25 protein-coding genes and 1 pseudogene are annotated in these 23,074 nt (G+C 64.9%); 11 read left to right on the top strand and 15 right to left on the bottom strand.

Annotated features, from left to right (window positions below; all coding sequences use genetic code 11):
- Positions 1–85: 85 nt before the first annotated feature.
- The 3 genes from BM190_RS19165 to BM190_RS19155 form a co-directional block, all read right to left on the bottom strand.
- A complete protein-coding gene (locus BM190_RS19165) occupies positions 86–1,111 on the bottom strand; it encodes an aldo/keto reductase (protein WP_177237158.1) in 1,026 nt (341 codons plus the stop codon).
- Between the two features lie 113 nt (positions 1,112–1,224).
- Positions 1,225–1,461, bottom strand: coding sequence for a hypothetical protein (locus tag BM190_RS19160; protein ID WP_092257691.1), 237 nt, complete (start codon positions 1,459–1,461; stop codon positions 1,225–1,227).
- Between the two features lie 92 nt (positions 1,462–1,553).
- A complete protein-coding gene (locus BM190_RS19155) occupies positions 1,554–2,510 on the bottom strand; it encodes an AraC-like ligand-binding domain-containing protein (protein WP_092257688.1) in 957 nt (318 codons plus the stop codon).
- 196 nt (positions 2,511–2,706) lie between these two features.
- Between BM190_RS19155 and BM190_RS19150 the strand changes: the two genes are divergently transcribed.
- Together BM190_RS19150 and BM190_RS19145 are read left to right on the top strand one after the other, a co-directional pair.
- Positions 2,707–3,723, top strand: a complete 1,017-nt coding sequence (locus BM190_RS19150) for a carbon-nitrogen hydrolase family protein (RefSeq protein WP_092257802.1) — start codon at positions 2,707–2,709, stop codon at positions 3,721–3,723.
- Positions 3,724–3,751: 28 nt separating this feature from the next.
- Entirely contained in the window at positions 3,752–4,792 is a 1,041-nt protein-coding gene (locus BM190_RS19145; protein WP_092257685.1) for a phenylacetaldoxime dehydratase family protein, read from the top strand.
- Here BM190_RS19145 and BM190_RS19140 read toward each other — a convergent pair.
- The gene (locus BM190_RS19140) at positions 4,789–5,427 is read right to left on the bottom strand and encodes an HAD family hydrolase (RefSeq protein WP_092257682.1); all 639 of its coding nucleotides are present in this window, start codon (positions 5,425–5,427) and stop codon (positions 4,789–4,791) included. The two genes, BM190_RS19145 and BM190_RS19140, sit on opposite strands and share 4 nt — an antisense overlap.
- 76 nt (positions 5,428–5,503) lie before the next feature.
- Between BM190_RS19140 and BM190_RS19135 the strand changes: the two genes are divergently transcribed.
- The 4 genes from BM190_RS19135 (at position 5,504) to tsaA (ending at position 8,240) form a co-directional block, all read left to right on the top strand.
- Positions 5,504–6,469 (top strand): lytic transglycosylase domain-containing protein, encoded by a 966-nt coding sequence (locus tag BM190_RS19135; protein ID WP_092257679.1) that lies wholly within the window; start codon positions 5,504–5,506, stop codon positions 6,467–6,469.
- A gap of 159 nt (positions 6,470–6,628) precedes the next feature.
- A complete protein-coding gene (locus BM190_RS19130; protein WP_018321136.1) occupies positions 6,629–7,369 on the top strand; it encodes an AzlC family ABC transporter permease in 741 nt (246 codons plus the stop codon).
- Positions 7,366–7,716, top strand: a complete 351-nt coding sequence (locus tag BM190_RS19125) for an AzlD domain-containing protein (protein WP_018321135.1) — start codon at positions 7,366–7,368, stop codon at positions 7,714–7,716. Before BM190_RS19130 ends, BM190_RS19125 begins: the two co-directional genes overlap by 4 nt.
- Before the next feature lie 32 nt (positions 7,717–7,748).
- Positions 7,749–8,240 (top strand): tRNA (N6-threonylcarbamoyladenosine(37)-N6)-methyltransferase TrmO, encoded by a 492-nt coding sequence (tsaA, locus tag BM190_RS19120; protein ID WP_028143963.1) that lies wholly within the window; start codon positions 7,749–7,751, stop codon positions 8,238–8,240.
- Positions 8,241–8,438: 198 nt separating this feature from the next.
- On the opposite strand, the gene BM190_RS19115 is transcribed toward tsaA, so the two are convergent.
- From BM190_RS19115 to BM190_RS19100, 4 genes are all read right to left on the bottom strand, one after another.
- The gene (locus tag BM190_RS19115) at positions 8,439–8,864 is read right to left on the bottom strand and encodes an HIT domain-containing protein (RefSeq protein WP_092257674.1); all 426 of its coding nucleotides are present in this window, start codon (positions 8,862–8,864) and stop codon (positions 8,439–8,441) included.
- 64 nt (positions 8,865–8,928) lie between these two features.
- On the bottom strand, positions 8,929–10,167 hold the full coding sequence (locus BM190_RS19110) for a GNAT family N-acetyltransferase (RefSeq protein WP_092257670.1): 1,239 nt from the start codon (positions 10,165–10,167) through the stop codon (positions 8,929–8,931).
- A gap of 173 nt (positions 10,168–10,340) precedes the next feature.
- A complete protein-coding gene (locus BM190_RS19105; protein ID WP_092257665.1) occupies positions 10,341–11,087 on the bottom strand; it encodes a glycerophosphodiester phosphodiesterase in 747 nt (248 codons plus the stop codon).
- 5 nt (positions 11,088–11,092) lie between these two features.
- Complete coding sequence (locus BM190_RS19100) at positions 11,093–11,560, bottom strand: RidA family protein (RefSeq protein WP_014494672.1); 468 nt, start codon at positions 11,558–11,560, stop codon at positions 11,093–11,095.
- A gap of 246 nt (positions 11,561–11,806) precedes the next feature.
- On the opposite strand from BM190_RS19100, the gene BM190_RS19095 reads away from it, so the two are divergent.
- Complete coding sequence (locus BM190_RS19095) at positions 11,807–12,667, top strand: cell envelope integrity EipB family protein (protein ID WP_177237157.1); 861 nt, start codon at positions 11,807–11,809, stop codon at positions 12,665–12,667.
- Positions 12,668–12,925: 258 nt separating this feature from the next.
- On the top strand, positions 12,926–13,327 hold the full coding sequence (locus BM190_RS19090; RefSeq protein WP_092257659.1) for a RidA family protein: 402 nt from the start codon (positions 12,926–12,928) through the stop codon (positions 13,325–13,327).
- 57 nt (positions 13,328–13,384) lie between these two features.
- Here the strand turns inward: BM190_RS19090 and BM190_RS19085 are convergent.
- The 3 genes and pseudogenes from BM190_RS19085 to BM190_RS19070 all read right to left on the bottom strand — a co-directional run.
- Positions 13,385–13,762 (bottom strand): annotated as a pseudogene (locus BM190_RS19085) (ACT domain-containing protein); the annotation flags it as partial.
- Positions 13,763–14,126: 364 nt separating this feature from the next.
- Positions 14,127–15,416, bottom strand: a complete 1,290-nt coding sequence (locus BM190_RS19075) for a DNA polymerase IV (RefSeq protein WP_092257653.1) — start codon at positions 15,414–15,416, stop codon at positions 14,127–14,129.
- Positions 15,413–15,712 (bottom strand): DUF3572 domain-containing protein, encoded by a 300-nt coding sequence (locus BM190_RS19070; RefSeq protein ID WP_092257650.1) that lies wholly within the window; start codon positions 15,710–15,712, stop codon positions 15,413–15,415. The genes BM190_RS19075 and BM190_RS19070 overlap by 4 nt, the downstream gene beginning before the upstream one ends.
- 241 nt (positions 15,713–15,953) lie before the next feature.
- On the opposite strand from BM190_RS19070, the gene BM190_RS19065 reads away from it, so the two are divergent.
- Both BM190_RS19065 and BM190_RS19060 read left to right on the top strand, forming a co-directional pair.
- Entirely contained in the window at positions 15,954–16,319 is a 366-nt protein-coding gene (locus BM190_RS19065) for a response regulator (RefSeq protein ID WP_008566616.1), read from the top strand.
- A gap of 14 nt (positions 16,320–16,333) precedes the next feature.
- Positions 16,334–17,707, top strand: a complete 1,374-nt coding sequence (locus BM190_RS19060; RefSeq protein ID WP_018321124.1) for a PleD family two-component system response regulator — start codon at positions 16,334–16,336, stop codon at positions 17,705–17,707.
- A gap of 326 nt (positions 17,708–18,033) precedes the next feature.
- Here the strand turns inward: BM190_RS19060 and BM190_RS19055 are convergent, their stop codons facing one another.
- Positions 18,034–18,642, bottom strand: coding sequence for a TetR/AcrR family transcriptional regulator (locus BM190_RS19055; protein ID WP_092257799.1), 609 nt, complete (start codon positions 18,640–18,642; stop codon positions 18,034–18,036).
- Between the two features lie 129 nt (positions 18,643–18,771).
- On the opposite strand from BM190_RS19055, the gene BM190_RS19050 reads away from it, so the two are divergent.
- Entirely contained in the window at positions 18,772–20,010 is a 1,239-nt protein-coding gene (locus BM190_RS19050; protein ID WP_092257647.1) for an MFS transporter, read from the top strand.
- 193 nt (positions 20,011–20,203) lie between these two features.
- On the opposite strand, the gene BM190_RS19045 is transcribed toward BM190_RS19050, so the two are convergent.
- From BM190_RS19045 to BM190_RS19035, 3 genes are all read right to left on the bottom strand, one after another.
- Positions 20,204–20,755 (bottom strand): hypothetical protein, encoded by a 552-nt coding sequence (locus tag BM190_RS19045; RefSeq protein WP_177237156.1) that lies wholly within the window; start codon positions 20,753–20,755, stop codon positions 20,204–20,206.
- A gap of 470 nt (positions 20,756–21,225) precedes the next feature.
- Positions 21,226–21,393 carry a 50S ribosomal protein L33 gene (rpmG, locus tag BM190_RS19040; RefSeq protein ID WP_007603295.1) on the bottom strand — a complete coding sequence of 56 codons (168 nt, stop codon included), beginning with the start codon at positions 21,391–21,393 and terminating at the stop codon, positions 21,226–21,228.
- Between the two features lie 208 nt (positions 21,394–21,601).
- Positions 21,602–22,927, bottom strand: coding sequence for an LLM class flavin-dependent oxidoreductase (locus BM190_RS19035; protein ID WP_092257796.1), 1,326 nt, complete (start codon positions 22,925–22,927; stop codon positions 21,602–21,604).
- Positions 22,928–23,074: the final 147 nt, after the last annotated feature.

The raw sequence follows: 23,074 nt of genomic DNA, 5'->3' as shown, positions 1-23,074 counted from the left end.
CGGATTGACGGCAACCCGTCAGGCTTTCCGCAGTTCCCGCAACGGAAGCACTCGTGGCGGCTCGGCAAACACAAAGATTCTTGCGCTAGACCGCCGGCGGATTGCGGTCGGTAAAGGTCGTGCGCTGGTGCCAGTAGGGATAGGGCAGCGTCACGTTGCTCGCGGCGTCGAGCTTGGCGATCTGGTCGTTGGTCAGCGACCAGCCGACCGCGCCGAGATTTTCGCGCAGCTGCGTCTCGTTGCGCGCGCCGATGATCAGCGTCGATACGGTCGGGCGCTGCAGCAGCCAGTTCAGCGCGATCTGCGACACGCTCTTGCCGGTTTCCTTCGCGACCTCGTCGATGGCATCGACGACACGATAGACGTGTTCGTCCGGCACCGGCGGGCCGAACTCGGCGGTCTTGGGCAGGCGGCTCACCTCGGGCTTCGGCTGGCCGCGGCGGATCTTGCCGGTGAGGCGTCCCCATCCGAGCGGCGACCAGACCACGGCACCCAGCCCCTGGTCGAGGCCGAGCGGCATCAGCTCCCATTCGTAATCGCGCCCGATCAGCGAATAATAGGTTTGGTTGGCGACGTAGCGCGGAAAGCCGTGCTTGTCGGCAACGGAGAGCGACTTCATCAGGTGCCAGCCCGAAAAATTCGAAACGCCGACATAGCGGATCTTGCCGGCGCGCACGAGCGTATCGAGGGTCGCGAGCACCTCCTCGGGCGGGGTGAAGGCGTCGAAGCCGTGGAGCTGGAACAGGTCGATGTAGTCGGTGCCGAGCCGGCTCAGCGAACCGTCGATGGCTGCGAGCAGATGCTGCCGTGACGAGCCAATGTCGTTGGGGCCGTCGCCGAAGCGAAACGTGGCCTTGGTCGAGACCAGCACCTTGTCGCGGCGGCCCTTGATGGCCTCGCCGAGAACGCGTTCGGACTCGCCGAGCGAATAGACGTCCGCGGTGTCGAACATCGACACGCCGGCCTCGAGGCAGATGTCCAGCAGGCGCCGCGCCTCGGTCGCGTCGGTCGTGCCCCACGCGGCAAGGCGGCCGACGCCGCCGAACGTGCCGGTGCCAAGGCTCAAAGCGGGCACCATGAGGCCTGACCGGCCCAAGCGTCGGTATTCCATCGATATGCTCCTCGGCTGGCCGCTGATTGATCGTTGTCGCCTTGGCGCTGAGGTTAGCGCAAGCGGGTGCCTTGTCCTATCACGCGCTCACATACCGGCCTTGCTCGGACGCCCTAATCGTGCCGAAGCATGTCGTCGAACGCGGCATCAACGATGTGCGGGCCGACAACCTTCGCCGAAAGTTTCGCCTCGTCCCTTGCCTGGGATGGGAGAGCGCAGCCGAGCTCTCGATTGCGCGTCTGCTGCGGCAGGAGAGTCAAACCCCATCCCACCACGACCAGCACCGCGAGACGGATCGCGATGACGCTCAGTAACAGGTCCGTTCCGCTGATCGTGGTCTGAGTCCTCATGCGTGGCAGCCTGATCCACGCCGCAACGCAAGACAATCTGGAATTGGCGAGCGTTGCCTTCGGCCAGGACGAAGGCTTGTGAAGATGGCTGCTCAGTGCCGCAGCTGGCTCTGCCTGAAATCGCGCGGCGACATCCCGAAGTGCTCGCGGAAGACCCGGCCGAAATGCGAGAGGTCGTTAAAACCCCAGGCGAAGGCGATCTCACTGATGTGGCGATGGACGAGCATGGGCGAGGTGAGGTCGCGCCGGCACTGCGCAAGGCGCTCGGCGAGGACGTAACGTTGGAACGAGGTCTGCTCGTCGGCGAGAAGATCATTCACATAGCGCGGCGAGATGCCGAGCGCGGCGGCGGCCTCCGGCAATGAAAGGTCGGGGTCGGCGAGATGGGCGCGGACATGCGCCTTGAGCCGGTAGATCAGCGCGGAGCGATGGGTCGAGGATGGCAGCGACGTCTTGCCGAGCCGCTCGCTCAGCGCCATCGCGAGCAGGTCGACCGCCTGTTCGGACAGAACGGCGGCGTTGCCAGGGGCGAGCCGGTCGGCGCTCTGGCAAAGCCGGAAGATGAAATCATAGGCGAGCCGCTCGAGCGGTGCCTCAGTGCCGAACGACATCGCCGTCAGCGTCTCCGTGCCGCCGAGCCGGCGCTGCAACATCTCGCGCGGCACCTTGAAGATGGTCTGCGTAAAAGCATCGTTGAACTTCAGCTCATAGGGGCGCGTGGTGTCGTAGAGCGCGAACTCGCCGGGATGAACCACGGTCTCACGGCCGTCCTGCACCACGCCGCCATCGCCGCGATGGCCGAGCGCGACCAGGACGAAATCCTGATCCGAGCGCGCGATGCGGGAGGGCGTGCGGAACACATGCTGGCGGTCGGAGCAGACCTCGGAGCACACCGCCTTGCCGAGCGGGATTTGCGTCACCGAGCCGCGAAAGGCGCTGCCGAGATCGGACTTGCAGTCGAGCCCGACGAAGACGTCGCAGACGATGTCCTGCCAGAGGGCGAGCCGCCGGTAGCCGGGGCTGCCGTCCGTCGTGAACTGGATTGGCATCGGCAGGCCTCCCTTTCACATCCAGCGAAATCGCATGTTGGCGCAGATCCAGCCCGATCCGAGGCAAAACCCGTACCGGGCCGAAATCCTGGCCGGTCGAGTTTTTGTTCCGCCGCGGTCGAGCGGCCGGTTGCCCGCTTTGGCCCAATAGACTGCATCGGAGATGGCTTCCGATCAACCGGCAATGGAGGCGGCAATGGGCATCGAACATCCGAAATACAAGGTGGCGGTGGTGCAGGCGGCGCCGGCCTGGCTCGATCTCGACGCCTCCATCGACAAGTCGATCGCGCTGATCCGGGACGCCGCCGAGAAGGGCGCCAGGCTGATCGCTTTTCCCGAGGCCTTCATCCCCGGTTACCCCTGGCATATCTGGATGGACTCGCCGGCCTGGGCAATCGGCCGCGGCTTCGTGCAGCGCTATTTCGACAACTCGCTGTCCTATGACAGCCCGCAGGCCGAGCGGTTGCGCGATGCCGTACGCAAGGCCAAGCTCACCGCCGTGATCGGCCTGTCCGAACGCGACGGCGGCAGCCTTTATCTCGCGCAATGGCTAATCGGGCCCGACGGCGAGACCATCGCCAAGCGCCGCAAGCTGCGGCCGACCCATGCCGAGCGCACCGTCTATGGCGAGGGCGACGGCAGCGATCTCGCAGTCCACGCGAGGGCCGACATCGGCCGTCTCGGCGCGCTGTGCTGCTGGGAGCATCTGCAGCCGCTGTCCAAATACGCGATGTACGCCCAAAACGAGCAGGTGCACGTCGCGGCCTGGCCGAGCTTCTCGCTCTACGATCCCTTTGCGCCGGCGCTCGGGGCCGAGGTCAACAACGCCGCCTCGCGCGTCTATGCGGTGGAGGGCTCCTGCTTCGTGCTGGCGCCTTGCGCGACGGTCTCGCAGGCCATGATCGACGAGCTCTGCGATCGGCCGGACAAGCATGCGCTGCTGCATGCCGGCGGCGGCTTTGCCGCGATCTACGGTCCCGACGGCAGCCAGATCGGCGACAAGCTGGCGCCGGATCAGGAGGGGCTATTGATCGCCGAGATCGACCTCGGCGCCATCGGCGTTGCCAAGAACGCGGCAGATCCGGCCGGGCATTATTCGCGGCCCGACGTGACGCGGCTGCTCCTGAACAAGAGGCGGTACCAACGCGTCGAGCAATTTGCGTTGCCGGTGGACACCGTCGAGCCCACGGACATTGCTGCGGCAGCGAGCTGATCACCGAGATCGAGAGGAGGGTACGATCATGGAATCCGCAATTCCTCAGCATCTCGAGACCCAGCGCACGCGCCACAAGCGCGTGCCTGATGATTACCAGCCGCCATATCCGTCCTTCGTGGCGCGCTACAAGCCGACCGTGAGCCGCGTCGTGATGGCTTATTTCGGCGTGCAGTATCGCGGCGCGGCGCCGGCGGCCGCAACGGAGGCGCTTGCCGAAATCGCGGGGCGGTTCGCTGCGCAAGGCGGACCCTCCCATTGGGATCGCGCGCGCTATGTCGACCAGGCCGGGCACGAGACCTTCGTCTCGGTCGCCTATTGGGACGACGTTGCGCGCTTCGACGCCTGGTTCGAACCGGCACGCGCGGCATGGACCGGGAGGCGGCGCGAGGGTGTCGGCACCTTCATCGAGGTGCTGCGTCCCATTGTGGCGCGACACGAGACGCTGTTCTCTTCGCCCGACCGGACCGAGGGTGTCGCGGCCATCGCTGGCGGCATGAGCGGCGAGGTGCAGGAGCACGCTTATTGGGGCGGCATGCGCGACCGTATCCCGCTGTCGCAAACCGACGCGATGACGCCCGGCGGCGCGCCGGAGCTGATCCGGGACGGCGCGCGGCTACGCGTGAGGGCGCACGACAATCTCTGCCTGATCAGATCCGGACAGGATTGGAGCGATACCGAGGCATCCGAGCGAAAGCTCTATCTCGACGATGTCGAGCCGGTGCTGCGCGAAGGCATGGATTTCCTGCGCGACGACGGTCTTGCGATCGGCTGCTATGCCAACCGCTACATGCAGGTGCTCCAGGCCGACGGCCGCGTGAGCGAAAAGTCCTACGGCCAGAGCTGGTGGAAGAGCCTGGCGGCGCTCGAACGCTGGGCGGAGTCGCATCCGACCCATGTCAGGATTTTTGGCGCGGCGATGAAATATCTGTCGACGCTCGGGCCGTCAGCCAAGCTGCGGCTCTATCACGAGGTCACGGTGGCGGCCGCCGACGAGCAGTTCTTCGAATATCTGGACTGTCACCCGAAGACCGGGATGCTGGCGGCGATCGAGACGGTCGTCGCTTAGACGACGCAGTGGCCGAGCAGCTCGGGATGTGCGGCGCAGATGTGATGCGCGCCGGCGTCCCTGAGCTCGGTCTCGCTGCCATAGCCATAGAGCACGCCGATCGCGGTCATGCCGTTGGTGCGGGCGCCGATCACATCGTGGCTGCGGTCGCCGATCATGATGGCGCTGCTCGCGTCGACCTTGGTCTCGTCGAGCGCGTAGCGCAGCAGATCGCGCTTGTCAACGCGGGTGCCGTCGAGCTCGGAGCCGAACACACGCTCGAAGTACGGCTTCAGGCCGAAATGATCGACGATGCGGGTGGCGTAGACCGCGGGCTTGCTGGTTGCGACGAACATCCGCGGCGTCGTGGCGGCCACCGCGGCGAGCGTGTCGTGGATGCCCTGGTAGAGCGCATTCTCGAACAGGCCGACCTCGGAAAACCGCTCGCGGTAGAGTAGCAGCGCCCGGTCAGCAAGTTCGTCGGTTCCGACGAGCCTCTTCAGGCTGGCATGCAGCGGCGGCCCAATGCACCAGGTCAGCTCGTCCTGGCTCGGGACCGGCTGGTCGAGTTTTTTCAGGGCATACTGGATCGAACCGGTGATCCCGGGCTTTGGATCGGTGAGTGTGCCGTCGAGATCAAAATAGATTGTCCGCATTTTGGCCGAGCTCAGCGTTGATTGTTCCGGCCGTTGCTAGTTGCCTTGGGGCCCGAGTTCAAGGGATTGGAGCGAAATGCAGCTTGGTGGGGTCCAGAAGCTGATCTGGCAGTTGCTCGTGGCAGCGTTCGTCTGCACGCCGGCGCTGGCCGAGGACGCACCGGTTCCTCCCACGCAGCTCGGCCCCGAAGCCCCCGCAAAACCGTCGCCATCGCCCGATTCGGCGCGCGAGAGCGACACGCGGGAGTCGATCTGCCTGATCATCGAGGCCGCCGCACGCGATGCCAATCTCCCGCTGGAATTCTTCGCCCGGGTGATCTGGCAGGAAAGCCGCTTCCAGGCCGACGCGGTAGGCCCGACGACACGCAGCGGCGAGCACGCACAGGGGATCGCGCAGTTCATGCCAGGCACCGCGAGCGAGCGCGGTCTGCTTAATCCGTTCAATCCGGTGCAGGCATTGCCGAAGTCGGCAGAGTTTCTGAATGAGCTGCGCAACCAGTTCGGCAATCTCGGCCTTGCGGCCGCTGCCTACAACGCAGGTCCGCGGCGCGTGCAGGAATGGCTCGCCGGCACCGGCGGCATGCCGGAGCAGACCCGCAACTACGTCTACGCGATCACTGGGACGAGCGTCGATGCCTGGGCCAAGGCGGGTGCGACCGGCAAGGGCCCGCCGAGCGCGCCGCCGACCAGCTGTCGCGACCTGATGGCGCTGCTCAAGCGCGCGCCGAATGCTTTCGTCGCCGAGCTCGAGCAGCATGTCGAGCTGGCGGCCGCAAAAGCCTGGGGCGTGCAGCTCGCCGCCGGTTTCGACCGCAACAGGGCGCTGGCGATGTATTCCCGCGCCGTCACGCGGCTCGGCACCGCAATCGGCGACCACGATCCGAGCCTTTTGAGCTCGGTGATGCGCAGCCGCGGCACCCGCGCGTTCTACCAGGTGCGCATCGGTGCCGACACGCGCAGCGAGGCGGATGATCTCTGTAACCGGATCCGGAAGGCCGGCGGGGCGTGCTTCGTGCTGAAGAACAAGGGCGTGAGCGGGTAGCTCCAATCGTCATTCCGGGGTGCCTTCTTGGGCACGAGCCCGGAATGACAGCGGTGCGGTGGGTGTGTCGCGCATGCCAGCCCCGCCGCCTGTTTCCTTGACGCGAGCCGCCGCATCGCCCGTTATGCAAGCACGATTCCTCACCCGGCCAAGACTTCCGTGGCGCTCCCTCCGCTCGATTCACCGCAATGGAATAGTCCCTGGCTTGCTTTCGGCTGGGGGCTGCGCTCGATCACGCAGACGATCCTCACCATCGTGCTGTTCGTGACCTATCTCGGCATCGGTGCGCTGGCCCATGACACCCATTTCAGCCTGGTCTGGGCGCTCGCCTCGACGCTGTTCGTCTGGGCGGGGCCGGCGCAGATCATCCTGATCACCACACTGGGCTCCGGCGCCACCATCATCCAGTCCGCGATCGCGGTGACCGTCAGCGCTATCAGGCTGTTTCCGATGGTGGTCTCGGTCTTGCCGCTGATGCGCACGCCGACGACCAAACGGCGCGAGCTGGTCTTTGCCGCGCATCTCACCGCGGTGACGTTGTGGGTCGAATGCCACCGCTTCCTGCCGCTTGTGCCGCGTGAGCGGCGCATCGCCTTCGTTCACGGGCTCGGCTGTGGCCTCGTCTCGGTGTGCCTCGTCGCCAACACGGTCGGTTATTTCCTCGCCGCTAATCTAACGCAGACTCTTGGCGCGGCGATCCTACTGCTGACGCCGCTGTCCTTCCTGTTCTCGACTGCGCGCAACAGCCGCGAAGTGGCCGATGTCGTCGCGCTCGTGCTGGGCATCTTGCTGTATCCGCTCGCCGCGAAGATGAGCTCCGGCGTCGATATCCTGATCAGCGGGGTGGTGGCCGGCACGATCGCCTATGGCGTGCATTGGTGGCGCGAGGTGCGCGCATGAGCTTTGCGCAAGCGATCGGCGACTGGCACGCGCTGGCGGTGCTGTTCGTCGCCGGCGTCATTCCCAACCAGATATGGCGCATGCTGGGACTGTGGTTCGGCGGCGGCATCGACGAAGGCTCCGAACTGCTGGTCTGGGTGCGGGCGGTCGCCACCGCGATTCTGGCCGGCGTCATCGCCCAGATCGTGGTCGAGCCGCCGGGGGCGCTGGCGAGCGTGCCCGATACCCTACGCTATGGCGCGGTTGGCGCTGGCCTCGTCGTCTTCCTGCTGACCCGCCGCTCGATCTTTGCGGGCGTGGTGACCGGTGAAGTCTTCATGCTGGCCGGCAAGTGGTGGTTGGGCTAAAACCGCCGGCGAACAGTCAAGGAACAGGAAATATGGTTCGCGAACAGGAGCTCCGCGAGGGCGAGGTCGCCATCGAGCTGCCACCGACGCAAGATGCCGGTCTCGTCTTCATCGGGCGTATTCGTACGCCCTGGACCTCGCGGCTGGAGACGCCGCGGCAGGGGCGTCAGGATGGTCCGATCTGCCGGCTCGAGATCTTCGAGCCGTTCGTGCCGGCCATCAAGGGGGTCGATTTCTACAGCAATCTCGAAGTGCTTTACTGGCTCGACCAATCGCGCCGCGACATCATCCTGCAAAGCCCAAAGAACAACGAGAAGACCCGCGGCACCTTCTCGCTGCGCTCGCCGGTGCGGCCCAATCCGATCGGCACGTCGATCGTGAAGCTGGTCGGCATCGAGGGCAATGCGATCCTGGTGCGCGGCCTCGACTGCCTCGACAACACGCCGCTGATCGACATCAAGCCCGACCGCTGCGAGTTCACGCCATTGGCGGCGCCGCAGCCGGGGGATTTCGAGACGGAGTGAAGTCTCTCCTTCGTCATTGCGAGGAGCCCTTGCGACGAAGCAATCCAGAGTGCCTCCGCGGACGGATTCTGGATTGCTTCGCTCCGCTCGCAATGACGAGGAGAGATCGTAGCCCGCATGGAGCGTAGCGTGATACGGGACAGTCCCCGGATTGCGCTTCGCTCCATCCGGGCTACGGGACACGCCCCGGAATGACAATCAGCTCTTCAACGCCGCGATCAGCTTCGCCGCGTGCTCTTCCAGCACCTTGGCGTCTTCCTTGCGACTGGCGGGCGGCAGCATCGCCACGCCGTCGTGGCGCGGCATCACGTGCATGTGCAGGTGAAACACCACTTGTCCGCCGGCGGGCTCGTTGAACTGCTGGATGGTGATGCCGTCGGCCTTGAACGCCTTCATTGCAGCCGCCGCGATTTTGTGCGCGCCGCGGGCGACGTGGGCGTAATCGTCAGGCTTGATGTCGAGGATGTTGCGGGCGGGGGCCTTCGGGATCACCAGCGTGTGGCCAGGCACGCGCGGCATGATGTCGAGGAACGCGAAGACGTGCTCGTCCTCATAGACCTTGGAGCAGGGCAGCTCGCCGCGCAGGATCTTGGCGAAGATATTGTTGGTGTCGTAGGCGGTCATGGCGGCTCCCCAAGAACTTTGCGCTTGGAATTTTGCGCTTACTGTCACCAGCCGCGGCAAATCGTCAAGGCGCCTCGTCGGCGCCTTTCCGGAACGGGCCGAGACCGGCAAGCTCCCGTCCGGCCTCTGCGACGTACGCGCGCTCGCGCTTGAGGTAATCATCGATCGCGCGGCGCAGGCCGGGATCGGCGATGAAGTGCGCGGAATGGGTGGTGCGCGGCAGGTAGCCGCGCGCGATCTTGTGCTCGCCTTGCGCGCCGGCCTCGACATGGGTGAGGCCGCGTTTGATCGCGAAATCGATCGCCTGGTAATAGCAGACCTCGAAATGCAGGAACGAATGATGCTCGACCGCGCCCCAGTTGCGGCCGAACAGCGTGTCCGAGCCGATGAAGTTGATCGCGCCCGCGATCCAGCGATCGTTGCGGCGGACCATCACCAGCAGCACGTCCTCGCTCATGGTCTCGCCGATCAGCGAGAAGAACTCGCGCGTCAGATAGGGACGGCCCCATTTGCGCGACCCGGTCTCCATGTAGAACATGAAGAACGCATCCCAGGCGTCCTCGGTGATGTCCTTGCCGGTGAGCCAGTGGATCGTGATCCCGGCGGGAAGCGCGTCGCGCCGCTCGCGCTTGATCGACTTGCGGTGGCGCGAGTTCAGCGTCGCCAGGAAGTCGTCGAAGCCAGTAAAGCCCTCATTGTGCCAGTGGAACTGCTGGTCCGTGCGCTGCAGGAATCCATGCTCGGCGAGCAGCTTCCACTCGGCCTCCTGTGCGAAGGTGACGTGGACGGAGGAGGCCTTGCTGACGCCGCAGAGCGCCACCAGCCCGCTCGCCAGTGCGTCCATGATGCGCTCGTGATCGACGCCGTCACGGACCAGCAGGCGCGGGCCTGTGGCCGGCGTGAAGGGAACCGAGACCTGCAGCTTCGGATAGTAGCGCCCGCCGGCGCGCTCATAGGCGTCCGCCCAGCCGCGGTCGAACACGTACTCGCCTTGCGAATGCGATTTCAGATAGCAGGGCACGACACCGGCGACGCGGCCGTCGACCTTGGCCACGAGATGCCGCGGTCCCCAGCCGGTGCGGATTGTCGCCGAACCGGATTTCTCGACGGCCGAGAGAAAGGCGTGTGAGACGAACGGGTTATAGGCAGGTTTTGAGAGGCCGAGGGAATCGCCTGGAAGTCCGGATGAGGTTCCCGTGCCAGGCCCGCTGCATTTGCCGGGATTGGCACAGGCGTCCCAGTCCTCCGGGGATACCTCACCAATCGAAGGTACGGCCTCGAGCGTGATTTCGGATGATGCCATTGTTGCCCAAGATCGTGCATTGCAGCAGCGACTTCAAGGGGGCGGGGCAGCGGTCACGGCTCTCACCGCCGTCATTGCGAGCGCAGCGAAGCAATCCAAAATCTCTCCGCGGAAAGACTCTGGATTGCTTCGTCGCAAGGGCTCCTCGCAACGACGGCGGAGGAGCCGCGCCCCTATGGCACGAACCCCTCAAAGATCATCTGGTCGGCATATTGCCCGACCCGCGTCCGCTGCTCCGGGGTGCGGACGGTCCAGCCGAGCAGGGCGCAGCCGAAGACGTTGCGGGCGATCCAGGGGGCGGAGGCCGGGAGGTCGTCGACCCTGAAGGCAACGAAGTGGGGCTGGGTCTGAAAGCCGTGGCGCAGATACAGCATGCTGTCGCGCTGCTCCTGGGTCAGCTTGGCCCAATAGTCGTCCTCATAGGTCCGCTGCGCGACGATGCCGCGCGGGCGGGAGGGCAACAGCTCGCGCAGTGCCAGCACCTGGTCGGGATCGAACGACATGCCGACGGCGGGGCCGTCATAGGACGCCAGCACCTCGGCCATCCGCTTCACCAGCTTGCGGTCGCCGCCAAAATGGCTCTTCACCTCGATCACCAGCGGCACGCGGCCGGCGACCATGGCGCAGAGGTCGGACAGCGACATCATTCGCTCGATGGTGTCCTTGAATTCGACAGCCTTCAGCTCCGCGGCGGTCTTCGACACGACCTCGCCGGTGGCCTGGGTGAGGCGGCCGAGCGCATGGTCGTGATGCACCATGGCCTCGCCGTCGGCCGAGAGCTGGATGTCCACCTCGATCGCGAAATTGCCTGCGATCGCAGCCTGCACCGCGCCCGGCATATTCTCGACAATGCCGCGGGAAATGTCATGCAGGCCGCGATGGGCGACCGGCCGGGCTGTCAACCAATCCGGAGTGCGCATTAGTCTCAGGCGACCTCGAACACGCCTTCGACCTCGACTGCCGCGTCGGCCGGCAATGAGGCGACGCCGACGGTGGTGCGGGCATGGCGGCCCTTGTCACCGAAGGCGGCGACCATCAGGTCGGAGGCGCCGTTGAGCACCTTCGGCCCGTCCAGAAAGTCCGGCGCCGAGTTGATGAAGCCGCCGAGGCGCACCACGCGCACCACCTTGTCGAGGTCGCCGAGCGCCGCCTTGACCTGGGCCAGCAAATTGACCGCGCAGCCGCGGGCGGCCGCCGCGCCGTCCTCGATCGAGACGCCGGCGCCCAGCTTGCCCTTGGCGATCAGTTTGCCGGCGGGATCGAAGCAGACCTGGCCGGAGACGAACAGCAAATTACCGGTGCGCACGAACGGGACGTAATTGGCCACGGGGGTGGGGGCCTCGTGCAGCTTGATGCCCTGTTCCGCCAGCTTTTGCTCGACCGTGCCCGCCATGTTCGACCTCGTTGTCCAGAAATTCCATTCGCCCGGCGCATCCGTGGGAGGCCGGCCGCGCCCTGTTTCGCCCATCGTGCCGCCACATGCAAGCAACCCGCAGGTGGCGCCTTTTGCCGAGGCGAGGCCACAGGTTCAACGGCAGGGCCGCAACTTTACGTGAAACGGCCTCAGTTGCGACGCAATGGAACGGTCATTAAAATGTCGAATCTGCGCATCCCAAGGACGCGTCCCCAAGGAACAGACATGGTGCACCTTTTCCGGACTTCGCTCGGTGTAATGGCGCTCGCGGCGGCCGGTTTAGGCCTTGGCGATTTAGGCCTTGGCGACGCCGCGCAGGCCGCCAACGGTCCGTTCCTTGCGCACCAGGCGCTTTACGACCTGAGCCTGGTGAAATCGCGCTCCAACTCGGTGAGCAGCGCGCGGGGCCGCATTCTCTACAACTTCACCGGAAGCTCGTGCGAGGGCTACACGTCCGAATTCCGCCAGGTGTCCGAGCTCGACAGCGGCGAGGGCAAGGTCACGCTCAGCGACCTCCGCTCCAACTCCTGGGAAGACGCCGGGGGGAAAAGCTACCGCTTCAAGATCGAGACCCGCATGAACGAGGCCGATGCCGGCCGCGTCGACGGCTCGGCCGAGCGCGACGGCGACCACATCAATGTCAAGCTGAAGCTGCCGGCGCCCAAGAACTTCACGCTCGACGGCAAGATCGTGTTCCCGACCGAGCAGATCCAGCGCATCATCGCCGCCGCCAAGGATGGCAAGCCGCTGCTCGAGCTCTCCGTCTATGACGGCTCCGACGACGGCCAGAAGGTCTACAACACGCTGACCGTGATCGGCCAGCCGATCCCCGCCGACCGCGCCGCCGCGCCGGATCCGTCGACCTCCGACGAGCACATGAAATCGCTCAAGCGCTGGCCCGTTACGGTCAGCTATTTCGACCGTGAGGCCCAGCAGAAAGAGGGCGAGCAGACGCCGGTCTATGCGATGGCGTTCGAGCTCTACGAAAACGGCGTCTCGCGCCAGCTCGTGCTCGATTACAACGACTTTGTCATTTCCGGCGCGATGGGCAAGTTCGACGTCAAGGACAGCAAGCCCTGTAATTGAGGGATTGTTGCTACAGCTGCGTACCGCGCACACCATCACCGTCACCCTGAGGTGGCCGCTTCTTCAGCGGCCCTCGAAGGGCGACGGCCCGGCCGTATCAGCGGGGCCGTGCATCCTTCGAGGCTTCCCATACGCCGCTTCGCGTCGCATGGCGCGCACCTCAGGATGACGGTGCACGAGTGTTGCGCGTCGCATCTAGCTCTTGTCATGATCTCCCGCTACGCTCCCTCCTAACCAAAAACCTCAGGGAGGCAACCCATGCCCAAGCTCGATCATCTCCGTCCCAGCGGCCTGCATCACAATCCCGCCTATTCGCACGTCGTCACCGCCATGGGCGCGCGCACCATCTACATTTCGGGCCAGGTGTCGGTGGACGAGGAGGGGCGGATCGTCGGCGAGGGCGATATCGCCGCGCAGACCACACAGGTGATGCAGAATCTCGGACACGCGCTGAAAGCGGCCGGTGCGAGCTATTCCAACATCGTGAAGATCACGACCTTCGTCGTGAACTACAAGCCGGAGCTGCGCCCGATCATCGGCAAGGCTCGCTCGGCCTTCTTCGAAGGCATGGAGCCGCCGGCGTCCACGCTCGTTGGCGTTTCCGCGCTGGCAGCCCCGGAGTGGCTAATCGAGATCGAGGCGGTGGCCGTCGCGGATTGAGGTTGCGTAGGATGGGTAGAGCGCAGCGAAACCCATCCTACTTGGTTGCAGACAAAGCAGAACAGCCATCGCTTCCTCAGCCCTGTCGTCGGGCACAAACAGATGATCGTGATGGAAGGCCGACACGGCGTTCACACTGATGCCGGCGTCGGCGAGGCGCGCCGTGATCGCAGCCAGGAAGCCGACCGCATCGAGCGCAGAGTGAACCGTCAGGGTGATCAGGCGTGAGGGGAACGCGTAGCGAAGCCCCGCCGCTTCGGCCTCTTCGCGAGGGATCACGAGCGTCGTGCCTTCCTGTTCGCGGAACGTCAGCAGCGGTTTGAGTGCTTCGGGAATGGCCTCGCTGGTCGGGATCGTGCAAAATACGAAGGTGCCGTCCAGCATCTTTGGCCTCATGTGTCTCAGCAGCGCGCCGAGATTATGCTCGCTCGTCATGGTGCCAGCTCCTGCAGGATCGTTTGAGCCCTTGCGCAGCTATCGGCGCCGGCGGCTGTTGAAGCCATGACAGGCATACGTTCGTATATCTCCCCGAATCCTTCTCATGCCCTGACCTTACGCTCGTACAATTGAGTGACGGCGGCGGATTCTTACAATTTGAGTCCACTCGGGTCACTACGAGGAAGCTCAATGAATGTCGTCATTCGAAAGCTCAACGGTTTGTGGCACCTCATTGTCGGGTCTTGTCAGATCCGAACTCCGTTCCTGGAAACGCAGGATCGGCAGCTGGTCGTCCAGTATGCCAGGCGCGCCTATCCGGGTGCACGGATCTTTGAACGCGACTGAGCAGAGCAGGTCCCGATCACTCCTGCGCCTTCTCCGGCCCCTCATACGCGATCCCGCGGATCACCGCGGCGCTGCCGAATTTCTTGCGCAGGCTGTCCACCGCGCGCTCGGCGTGGGCGGCGCGGCGGTCGAGCATGTCGGTGTCGTCGGCGGGCGAGCCCTCGCGCAGCGCGCTGACGCCGGCGCCCATCAGGCGGAAGGCGGTGCCGTCGATCTCCTTGGCCAGCATCTCGCGGCAGATCGCAAAGATCTTTGCGGCGAGCTGGGTCGGGGCCGCGATCGATTGCGAGCGGGTGCGCTGGCGGAAATCTGCGGTCTTCAGCTTCAGCGTGACGGTCAAGCCGGCGAGCTCGCTGCTCTTGAGCCGCGACGAGGTCTTCTCGCACAGCCGCCACAGGATCTTCTCCAGCGTCGCGAAATCGCGGATGTCGGTCTCGAAGGTGGTTTCGCTCGATATCGTCTTGGCGCCCCGGTCAGGCTCGACGCGGCGGTCGTCGATGCCGCGCGCGAGCCGCCACAGCCGGCGGCCATCGCTCGGAAACTGCCGCATCATCTCGATCTCGTCGGCCTTTTGCAGATCGGCGATGATGCGGAAGCCGCGCTGCACCAGGCGCTCCTGCGTCGCAGGTCCGACGCCGAAGATGAAGCCGACTGGCTTCTCGGCAAGCATCGATCGCGCTTCCTCCTGGTCGAGCGCGGCGAAGCCGCGCGGCTTGTCGAGGTCGGAGGCGATCTTGGCCAAAAACTTGTTGCAGGACAGGCCGACCGAGACGGAGATGCCGATGTCGCGCTCGACGTCGCGGGCAAAGCGCGCCAGCACCTTTGCCGGGATCATGCCGTGCACCCGTTCGGTGCCGGAGAGATCGAGGAAGGCCTCGTCGATCGAGAGCGGCTCGACCAGCGGCGTCAGCGCCTGCATGGCCTGGCGCACCTCGCGGCCGACGCGGACATATTTGGCCATATCCGGCGGGATCACGGTCGCGTGCGGGCAGGCCTCCAACGCCTTGAACATCGGCATGGCCGAGCGCACGCCGTAGGTGCGGGCGATGTAGCAGGCGGCCGACACCACGCCGCGTTTTCCCCCGCCGATGATGACCGGCTTGTCGGCAATGTCAGGATTGTCGCGCTTCTCGACCGTCGCATAGAAGGCGTCGCAGTCGATGTGGGCGATGGTCAGGCCCGCGAGCGCGCGGTGGCGGACGAGGCGAGGGGAACCGCAGGCGGAACAGCGCCGCGTGCCCATGTCGAGATCGGCCGAACAATCCCGGCAGAAGCAACGAGGCCCGGCCGGGTCGGGAACGGTCACGGCACGTCGCGCTCCCAGGAGGGGTCGCCGAGGACCTGCCGCGCCGCCGCGACGTTGGTCGGATGCAGTTCCGCGGTCGAGGCAAAGGCCTTCACAGTGGCGTCATCGCGCAGCACGAAATCGAGCACGCTGAGCAGGAAATTGGGGTCCGCGGCGGCATTGCGCAGGGTCTCCGGACCGACCCCTGTCTCGGCCAGAAACAGGCCCAGCCGCTCGGGATCGCTCGCAACGAAAGAGAGCGCCTGAATCGCAACGATTTCAGCGACTTCGCGGGGGTTGTGAACAGGCTTTTTCAAGGGGACGGTTTGCCTTTCCGTTAACTTTCGGTCTCTAATTTGGAATCATCATGCCCGAGTCTCGGCCCTGAGTCTTCCGACCCCAGGCAAGCAACTGGAAACCACATCGCAGAAAGTCGACCCTCGGGTTTAACGAAACTCAAGCGAATCTGAGGCTAGTTTGAATCCAGTTTTCGAAGCGCCGGCGAGCGGCGCCTGAGGCGTTACATGTATGGGTCTGCGGACCAATCAGGAGGGCGGGATGGCTAAGACCGTCCTGATCGTGGAAGACAACGAGCTCAACATGAAGCTCTTCCGCGACCTGTTGGAGGCGCACGGCTACCAGACCTCCGGCACCAGCAACGGCTACGAGGCGCTCGACCTCGTTCGCAAGATGCGGCCCGACCTCGTGCTGATGGATATCCAATTGCCGCAGGTCTCCGGCCTAGAGGTGACACGCTGGATCAAGGACGATCCGGAGCTGCGCGCCATTCCCGTCGTCGCGGTCACGGCGTTCGCGATGAAGGGCGACGAAGAGCGCATCCGCGAGGGCGGCTGCGAGGCCTATTTGTCCAAGCCGATCTCGGTCGGCAAATTCATTGAGACGGTCCGGCGTTTTATCGGATAGGAAGTGAGTTCACAGTGTCCGCGCGTATCCTGGTTGTCGATGACGTCCCTGCCAACGTCAAACTCCTCGAAGCCCGCCTGTCCGCCGAATATTTCGACGTGATGACCGCCTCGAACGGCACCGAGGCGCTGGCGATCTGTCATCGCGCTGAATGCGACATCATCCTGCTCGACGTGATGATGCCCGACATCGACGGTTTTGAAGTTTGCCGCCGCCTCAAGAGCGATCCGGCCACGCACCACATTCCCGTCGTGATGGTGACGGCGCTCGACAGTCCGTCCGACCGTAACCGGGGGCTGGAAGCGGGCGCCGACGACTTCCTGACCAAACCCGTCTCCGACGTCGTGCTGATCGCGCGGGTGCGCTCGCTGACGCGGCTGAAGATGATGACCGACGAGCTGCGCATGCGCGCCATCACCTCGCTCGAGATCGGCATGCAGGCGCCCGAGCGCAGCGCCGTGGCCGATACCGGCAAGGGCGGCCGCATCCTGCTGGTCGACGACCGTCCGTCCTCCTATGAGCGGCTGGCAACGATCCTCGCCGCCGAGCACACCATCGACGTCGAGCCGAACCCGACGGAGGCGCTGTTCCACGCCGCCGAGGGCAATTACGATTTGCTGATCGTCTCGCTCGACCTCAACAATTTCGACGGCCTGAGGCTCTGCAGCCAGGCGCGCTCGCTGGAGCGCACGCGCCATGTGCCGATCCTGGCGATTGCGGACCCCGAGAACTCGACGCGGCTGCTCCGCGGCCTCGAGATCGGCGTCAACGACTATCTGCTGCGTCCCATCGACAAGACCGAGCTGCTGGCGCGGGCCCGCACCCAGATCCGCCGCCGCCGCTACACCGATCATCTGCGCGACAACGTGCAGAACTCGATCGAGATGGCGATCACGGACGCGCTCACCGGCCTGCACAATCGCCGCTACATGGAGAGCCATCTGGCGACGCTCGCCGAGCAGGCTTCGACCCGCGGCAAGCCGCTGGCGCTGATGATCCTGGACATCGACTTCTTCAAGTCCATCAACGACAATTACGGCCACGACGCCGGCGACGACGTGCTGCGTGAATTCGCGGTGCGGGTGCGCAAGTCGATCCGCGGCATTGACCTGGCCTGCCGCTACGGCGGCGAGGAGTTCGTCATCGTGATGCCGGAGACCGATCTCCACGTCGCCGGCATGGTCGCCGAGCGCCTGCGCCGCTCGATCGCGGGCGAGCCGTTCGCGATCCACAAAGGCGCCAAGCGCATCGAGGTCACGATCTCGATCGGCCTGACCACGCTGGAGCAGAAGGGCGAGGCGGTCGCCGACGTCCTCAAGCGCGCCGATACCGCGCTGTATCGGGCCAAGCACGACGGGCGCAACCGCGTGGTATCGCAGGCGGCGTGAGGGCCGCCCGCGCAAAATTCGCGAAAACAACCCCATGCGCAGTAGCCGGCGCTAGCCGGATCAACGGGTTACGTGCGCGGCAAAGATAGCTTGCGCGGACCGTCGCGCCCTTTGACCCGTCGGGCAAAACAGGGAGGATGTTGGTAGCGTCGCGAAATGGCCTGACGTGGAGTCAGGCGTCCACGCTTCCTCCACAAACTCCGCTGTCATTCCCCGCGAAAGCGGGGAATCCAGTACGCCGCGGCCTCTCGGTTCAATCACAGCTGCCTCTGGAATACTGGATCACCCGCTTTCGCGGGTGATGACACCGAACGATGCGGCGAGGGTTATTGTGGCGTCGGCTTGCGTCGCTTCTCCGCCGGCTTCCCCGCATCCCCCACATCCACCCCTGCATTCCGCAACAGCACCTTCGCCGCTTCCTTCGCCGCGCGCGCCATCGCCGGATCGTCCCGCACGAGGTCCTGCGCGATCGAGCCGTCGACCAGCAGCACCAGCTGCGTTGCGAGCGCATCCGCCTCGGTCACACCAAGCTCGTCCAGGCGGTCGCGAAACCAGAGGCGGCGGCTTTCCTTGAAGGCGACCGCGATCTTCTTCACGGCGCGGTCGGCCGGGCCGAGCTCGGCGACCGCGTTCACGAACGGGCAGCCGCGAAAGTCCTTGGCCGCAAACCGCCGCTCCAGCGAATCGAAGGTTGCGAGAATCTGCTCGGCTGGCGGCTTGTCCGAGGGGGATGCGTGCACGAAGCGGCGCTCGAGATATGCCGCGATCAGCGCGTCCTTGGACGGGAAGTGGTTGTAGAGCGTGCGCTTGGAGATGCCGATCTCGGCCGCGATGGTGTCAACGCCGATGGCGCGAATGCCCTGCAGATAGAACAGCTTGTCGGCGGTCTGAAGGATCCGCTCTTTCATCGTCTGTGGGGCGGGCGGGGGAGCCATGCAGCGACGCGCATCCTCTTGGCTTGACAGCTGGGGCGCAACATAGCCTAGGTACACAGGTCTGTGTAACCAAAATCAACCGATATTTCAGACGACGGCATTTGCGCCGTGCCCCCGAGGGAGACGAAAATGCCCCTGCTGCAGGTCCTGCGTCCGACATTGCCCATCCTGATGGGCGCCTCGATCATGCTGACGCTGAGCATGGGGCTGCGGCAGAGCCTCGGCATCTTCATGCAGCCGCTGACGCACGACATCCACATTTCGATCTCGGATTTCACGCTGGCGCTGGCGGTGCAGAACCTCGCCTGGGGCTTTCTCCAGCCGCTCGCCGGCGCGATGACGGTGCGCTACGGCTTCCGCCCGATCATGATCGTCGGCGCGCTGATGTACATCGTGGGCCTCATTCTGATGGCGACCGCGAACGGCCTCGTCAGCATCATGATCGGCGCGGGCGTGCTGATCGGGACGTCGCTGGCCTGCACTGCGGCCGCTATCGCGATGTCGGTGGCGGCGCGCGCGGTGCCCGAAACGGTGCGCTCGACTGTGCTCGGCATTGTCTCCGGCGCGGGTTCGCTCGGCGCGCTGCTGTCGGCGCCGATCGGACAGATGCTCAATGAGGGGTTTGGCTGGCGCGTCGGACTTGCCGGCTTCGTCGTCATGTCGGTGCTGATGATTCCGGCCGCGTGGTACGCGGGGCGCGTCGACCAGGTCCCGCTGCCGAAGCCGGCTGCCGACGAGATCGACGATGCCACGGCTGCGACCGCGGCGAGGACCGCGTTCGGCAATGCCTCCTTCGTGGTGATGACCTGCGCCTATCTCGTCTGCGGCATGCAACTGGTCTTCCTCACCACGCATCTGCCGTCATACCTCGCGATCTGCGGCCTCGATCCGATGCTGAGCGCGCAGACGCTCGGCATGATCGGCGGCTTCAACGTCCTCGGCTCGCTGTTCTTCGGCTGGGCCGGCCAGCGCTGGAACAAGCTGGCGCTGCTGGGGGCGATCTACATCCTGCGCTCGCTGGCGCTCGCCTGGTACTTCATGCTGCCGGCAACGCCGTTCTCGACGCTGCTGTTCGGCGCCATCATGGGCTTCCTGTGGATGGGCGTCGGGCCGCTGGTCGCGGGCGCGGTCGCCGAGATGTTCGGCCTGCGCTGGCAGGCGATGATCCAGGGCCTCGCCTTCATGAGCCACCAGATCGGCAGCTTCCTCGGCGCCTACGGAGGCGGGGTACTCTACGACGCGCTCGGCTCCTACACCATGGCCTGGCGCATCGGCGTGGCGCTCGGCCTTGCCGGGGGCATCGTGCAGGTGGCGTTCGCGCTTGTCAGGCCGTCGCAGCCGCCGACGCCAGTGTTGAAGGCGGCGTAGGCTTCTGGGATTAGTATCTCTCACCGTCACCCTGAGGTGCTCGCCTTCGGCGAGCCTCGAAGGGCGACGGCGCGGCTGCATCTCGACCGTTCATCCTTCGAGGTTCCCGGCGCGATGCTCTTGCATCGCGCCACTCGCACCTCAGGATGACGGATCGGGATAAGCGCTTGCAGCAATCGGCGAGCGGTATGGACTAGCGATGTCCTGAGCGCTTGAGATCGGCGACCTTGAACCTGTTGCCGGCCTGCAGGCTGCTGCAAAACCAGTGGGCTCTGTTTCGAAACTCGCCCAGGAACACCTTCGTCTCGACGCAATTCTCGTAGGATGAATGGGTGATGGTGTCTCGGCACGTTGGCGAGAAGGGTCCATAGTTCACATTGCCGCCCGACTCGCTGCATCCGATCCACGGCTCCTTGCCGTGCCGGAAGCTTGATGCACAGCCACCGTTGCAGCTGCTGGCGACTTTCTCCAGGCTGGCTATCCTCCCCATCACAGAACCCGGTGCATAGGAAGGCGTGCGCGCGGTTGCCGTTCGAGTGGTTGACGCAGTTCGACGCGGCGCCGTTGTGTTTGCTCCCCGCTCCGACACGTGCGGCTTTGCCACCTGTTTCGGCGCATCGACCGTAACAGGGGGAAGCGTAGCGGCGGAGCCGGTCGGAATTTGCGACGCGGCCGGGGCGCACAGCAGGGCAGTCGACAAGGCAGCGATGGTTGAAGGCACGACAAGGCTCGATGACAATCTCATGACCATGTCCTTCCCAAATCCGGACGGAAATTCCGTGCCGGTAAGTGCACGGTAACAGACATTTAGGATTGAGCAACCGGGGGTTGAGGGATCGCTTAGCGATAAATTCGCCATCGCCATGGCAACCAACAAGAGAATGCGCTTGCTCCGCCATGCGGGCGGCTTGTCCACTGAAGCTCGAAGAACGAAGGCGGAAGCGAAGCGGTTGGGAACGACTCTGCAGCGCAGCGCGCCGATATGGCTGTGGCTCGCGCTCTCTCACCGTCACCCTGAGGTGCTCGTCCTGCGGTTTCCCGCAGGGCGAGCCTCGAAGGGCGACAGCCCGGCCGCATCTCGGCCGTTCATCCTTCGAGGCTCTCCGCGCGATGCTCTGCATCGCACGGCTCGCGCCTCAGGATAACGGAGAAGGATAGGTAAAGAAAAACGGGGCCCGTGAAGGCCCCGCAAAACTCAGCAGCTTGTCCGCGATCTTACTTGATCTTGGCTTCGCGGAATTCGACGTGCTTGCGCGCCACGGGATCGTACTTCTTCTTGACCAGCTTGTCGGTCATGGTGCGCGAATTCTTCTTGGCGACGTAGTAGAAGCCGGTGTCGGCCGAGGACACGAGCTTGACCTTGATGGTGACCGCTTTGGCCATGTTCAGAACCTCAGGAATGAAGGGAATCTGGAGCCGGCCAAACGGCCCGCGTTGGCCGGCAACCTAGCCAGAAACCGCCTGATGTCAAGGTTTCGAAGCGTTTTCAAGCGAAGTGGGCACCGGTTCGCGTCAAGAAAACGCGTCAAAAACAACAACCTAGAGCCCCCGTACGGGGCTCTAGCGGCAAAAGCCCCCCAAAACGGCCCGATTACCCCTCGAAGAACCGGTTTTTCGGCCGCGGCAGGCCCAGATTCTCCCTCAAAGTGGGCCCTTCATACTCTTTCCGGAAAATCCCGCGCTGCTGCAGCTCGGGGACGACCTTGTCGACGAAATCGTCGAGGCCTGCGGGTAGGAACGGGAACATGATGTTGAAGCCGTCGGAGCCGCGCCCGACCAGCCATTCCTCCATCTGGTCGGCGATGGTTTTGGCCGTGCCGACGAAGGACAGCCCGCCATAGCCCCCGACGCGCTGGGCGAGCTGGCGCACGGTGAGCTTGTCGCGCTTGGCAAGGTCGACCATGCGCTGCCGGCCGCTCTTGCTGGCGTTGGTCTCGGGGATGTCAGGCAGTTGGCCGTCGGGGTCGAAGCCCGAGGCATCGGTGCCGAGGATGACCGAGAGCGAGGCGATGGCGCTGTCGTAATGCACGCGGCTGTCGAGCAGCGTGCGCTTCTCTTTGGCCTCATCGACGCTGTCGCCGACCACCACGAATGCGCCGGGCAGGATCTTCAGATGCTCGGGATCGCGGCCGATCCTCTCCATGCGGCCCTTGATGTCGGCATAGAGCTTTTGTCCGTCGGCGAGGCTGCCGCCGCCGGTGAACACGGCTTCCGCCGTTTCTGCCGCGAGGTGCTTGCCATCTTCGGAGGCGCCGGCCTGCACGATCACCGGCCAGCCCTGCACGGGACGGCCAATGTTGAGGGGGCCGCGCACCTTCAGATATTTGCCGTTGTGGTCGAGCGTGTGCATCTTCGCGGGATCGAAAAATAGCCCGCTCTCGACATCGCGCACGAAGGCGTCGTCGGCGAAGGAATCCCACAGGCCCGTGACGACATCGTAGAACTCGCGGGCGCGTTTGTAGCGCTCGGCATGCTCCATGTGATCATCGAGGCCGAAATTCAGGGCCGCGTCCGGGTTCGATGTCGTGACGATATTCCAGCCGGCGCGGCCGCCGCTGAGATGATCGAGCGAGGCGAAGCGGCGCGCGACGTGGTAGGGCTCGTCAAACGTGGTCGAGCCCGTCGCGATCAGGCCGATCCGCTCGGTGACCGCCGAGAGCGCCGACAGCAGCGTGAACGGCTCGAACGAGGTCACCGTGTGGCTGCGCTTGAGCGCATTGACCGGCATGTTCAGCACGGCGAGGTGATCGGCCATGAAGAAGGCGTCGAACTTGCCGGCCTCGAGCTTCTGGATCAGCGTCTTGATGTGCGAGAAGTTGAAATTGGCGTCCGGCCAGGCCCCGGGATAGCGCCAGGCGCCGGTGTGGATGCTGATCGGGCGCATGAACGCGCCAAGCTTGAGTTGCCGTTGTGCCATCGCCCGGTGTCCGTTCTTGGTGACGTTGGGGAAAGACATAGGCATGCGACGGAACTCCGCCATCGGGGGAGGCGGGAAGAATCTTTTGTTTTTCGCGACGCGGTTAGCACAATCGCGTCATTTCGGGGGGCACGCGGCAAGCCCGCA

Source organism: Bradyrhizobium sp. Rc3b (genome assembly GCF_900114915.1).
GTDB lineage: Bacteria > Pseudomonadota > Alphaproteobacteria > Rhizobiales > Xanthobacteraceae > Bradyrhizobium.
This window is presented reverse-complemented; position numbering and strand designations above follow the sequence as displayed.

What these genes read in the sequence shown, in the direction of transcription:
- BM190_RS19145 (WP_092257685.1), top strand. Translation starts at nt 3,752, where the DNA reads ATGGAATCCGCAATTCCTCAGCATCTCGAGACCCAGCGCACGCGCCAC.
- BM190_RS19140 (WP_092257682.1), bottom strand. Translation starts at nt 5,427, where the DNA reads ATGCGGACAATCTATTTTGATCTCGACGGCACACTCACCGATCCAAAG.
- BM190_RS19110 (WP_092257670.1), bottom strand. Translation starts at nt 10,167, where the DNA reads ATGGCATCATCCGAAATCACGCTCGAGGCCGTACCTTCGATTGGTGAG.
- BM190_RS19035 (WP_092257796.1), bottom strand. Translation starts at nt 22,927, where the DNA reads ATGGCACAACGGCAACTCAAGCTTGGCGCGTTCATGCGCCCGATCAGC.
- BM190_RS19155 (WP_092257688.1), bottom strand. Translation starts at nt 2,510, where the DNA reads ATGCCAATCCAGTTCACGACGGACGGCAGCCCCGGCTACCGGCGGCTC.
- BM190_RS19160 (WP_092257691.1), bottom strand. Translation starts at nt 1,461, where the DNA reads ATGAGGACTCAGACCACGATCAGCGGAACGGACCTGTTACTGAGCGTC.
- BM190_RS19150 (WP_092257802.1), top strand. Translation starts at nt 2,707, where the DNA reads ATGGGCATCGAACATCCGAAATACAAGGTGGCGGTGGTGCAGGCGGCG.
- BM190_RS19100 (WP_014494672.1), bottom strand. Translation starts at nt 11,560, where the DNA reads ATGGCGGGCACGGTCGAGCAAAAGCTGGCGGAACAGGGCATCAAGCTG.
- BM190_RS19095 (WP_177237157.1), top strand. Translation starts at nt 11,807, where the DNA reads ATGGTGCACCTTTTCCGGACTTCGCTCGGTGTAATGGCGCTCGCGGCG.
- BM190_RS19055 (WP_092257799.1), bottom strand. Translation starts at nt 18,642, where the DNA reads ATGGCTCCCCCGCCCGCCCCACAGACGATGAAAGAGCGGATCCTTCAG.
- BM190_RS19125 (WP_018321135.1), top strand. Translation starts at nt 7,366, where the DNA reads ATGAGCTTTGCGCAAGCGATCGGCGACTGGCACGCGCTGGCGGTGCTG.
- BM190_RS19045 (WP_177237156.1), bottom strand. Translation starts at nt 20,755, where the DNA reads ATGAGATTGTCATCGAGCCTTGTCGTGCCTTCAACCATCGCTGCCTTG.
- BM190_RS19115 (WP_092257674.1), bottom strand. Translation starts at nt 8,864, where the DNA reads ATGACCGCCTACGACACCAACAATATCTTCGCCAAGATCCTGCGCGGC.
- BM190_RS19135 (WP_092257679.1), top strand. Translation starts at nt 5,504, where the DNA reads ATGCAGCTTGGTGGGGTCCAGAAGCTGATCTGGCAGTTGCTCGTGGCA.
- tsaA (WP_028143963.1), top strand. Translation starts at nt 7,749, where the DNA reads ATGGTTCGCGAACAGGAGCTCCGCGAGGGCGAGGTCGCCATCGAGCTG.
- BM190_RS19165 (WP_177237158.1), bottom strand. Translation starts at nt 1,111, where the DNA reads ATGGAATACCGACGCTTGGGCCGGTCAGGCCTCATGGTGCCCGCTTTG.
- rpmG (WP_007603295.1), bottom strand. Translation starts at nt 21,393, where the DNA reads ATGGCCAAAGCGGTCACCATCAAGGTCAAGCTCGTGTCCTCGGCCGAC.
- BM190_RS19090 (WP_092257659.1), top strand. Translation starts at nt 12,926, where the DNA reads ATGCCCAAGCTCGATCATCTCCGTCCCAGCGGCCTGCATCACAATCCC.
- BM190_RS19050 (WP_092257647.1), top strand. Translation starts at nt 18,772, where the DNA reads ATGCCCCTGCTGCAGGTCCTGCGTCCGACATTGCCCATCCTGATGGGC.
- BM190_RS19105 (WP_092257665.1), bottom strand. Translation starts at nt 11,087, where the DNA reads ATGCGCACTCCGGATTGGTTGACAGCCCGGCCGGTCGCCCATCGCGGC.
- BM190_RS19065 (WP_008566616.1), top strand. Translation starts at nt 15,954, where the DNA reads ATGGCTAAGACCGTCCTGATCGTGGAAGACAACGAGCTCAACATGAAG.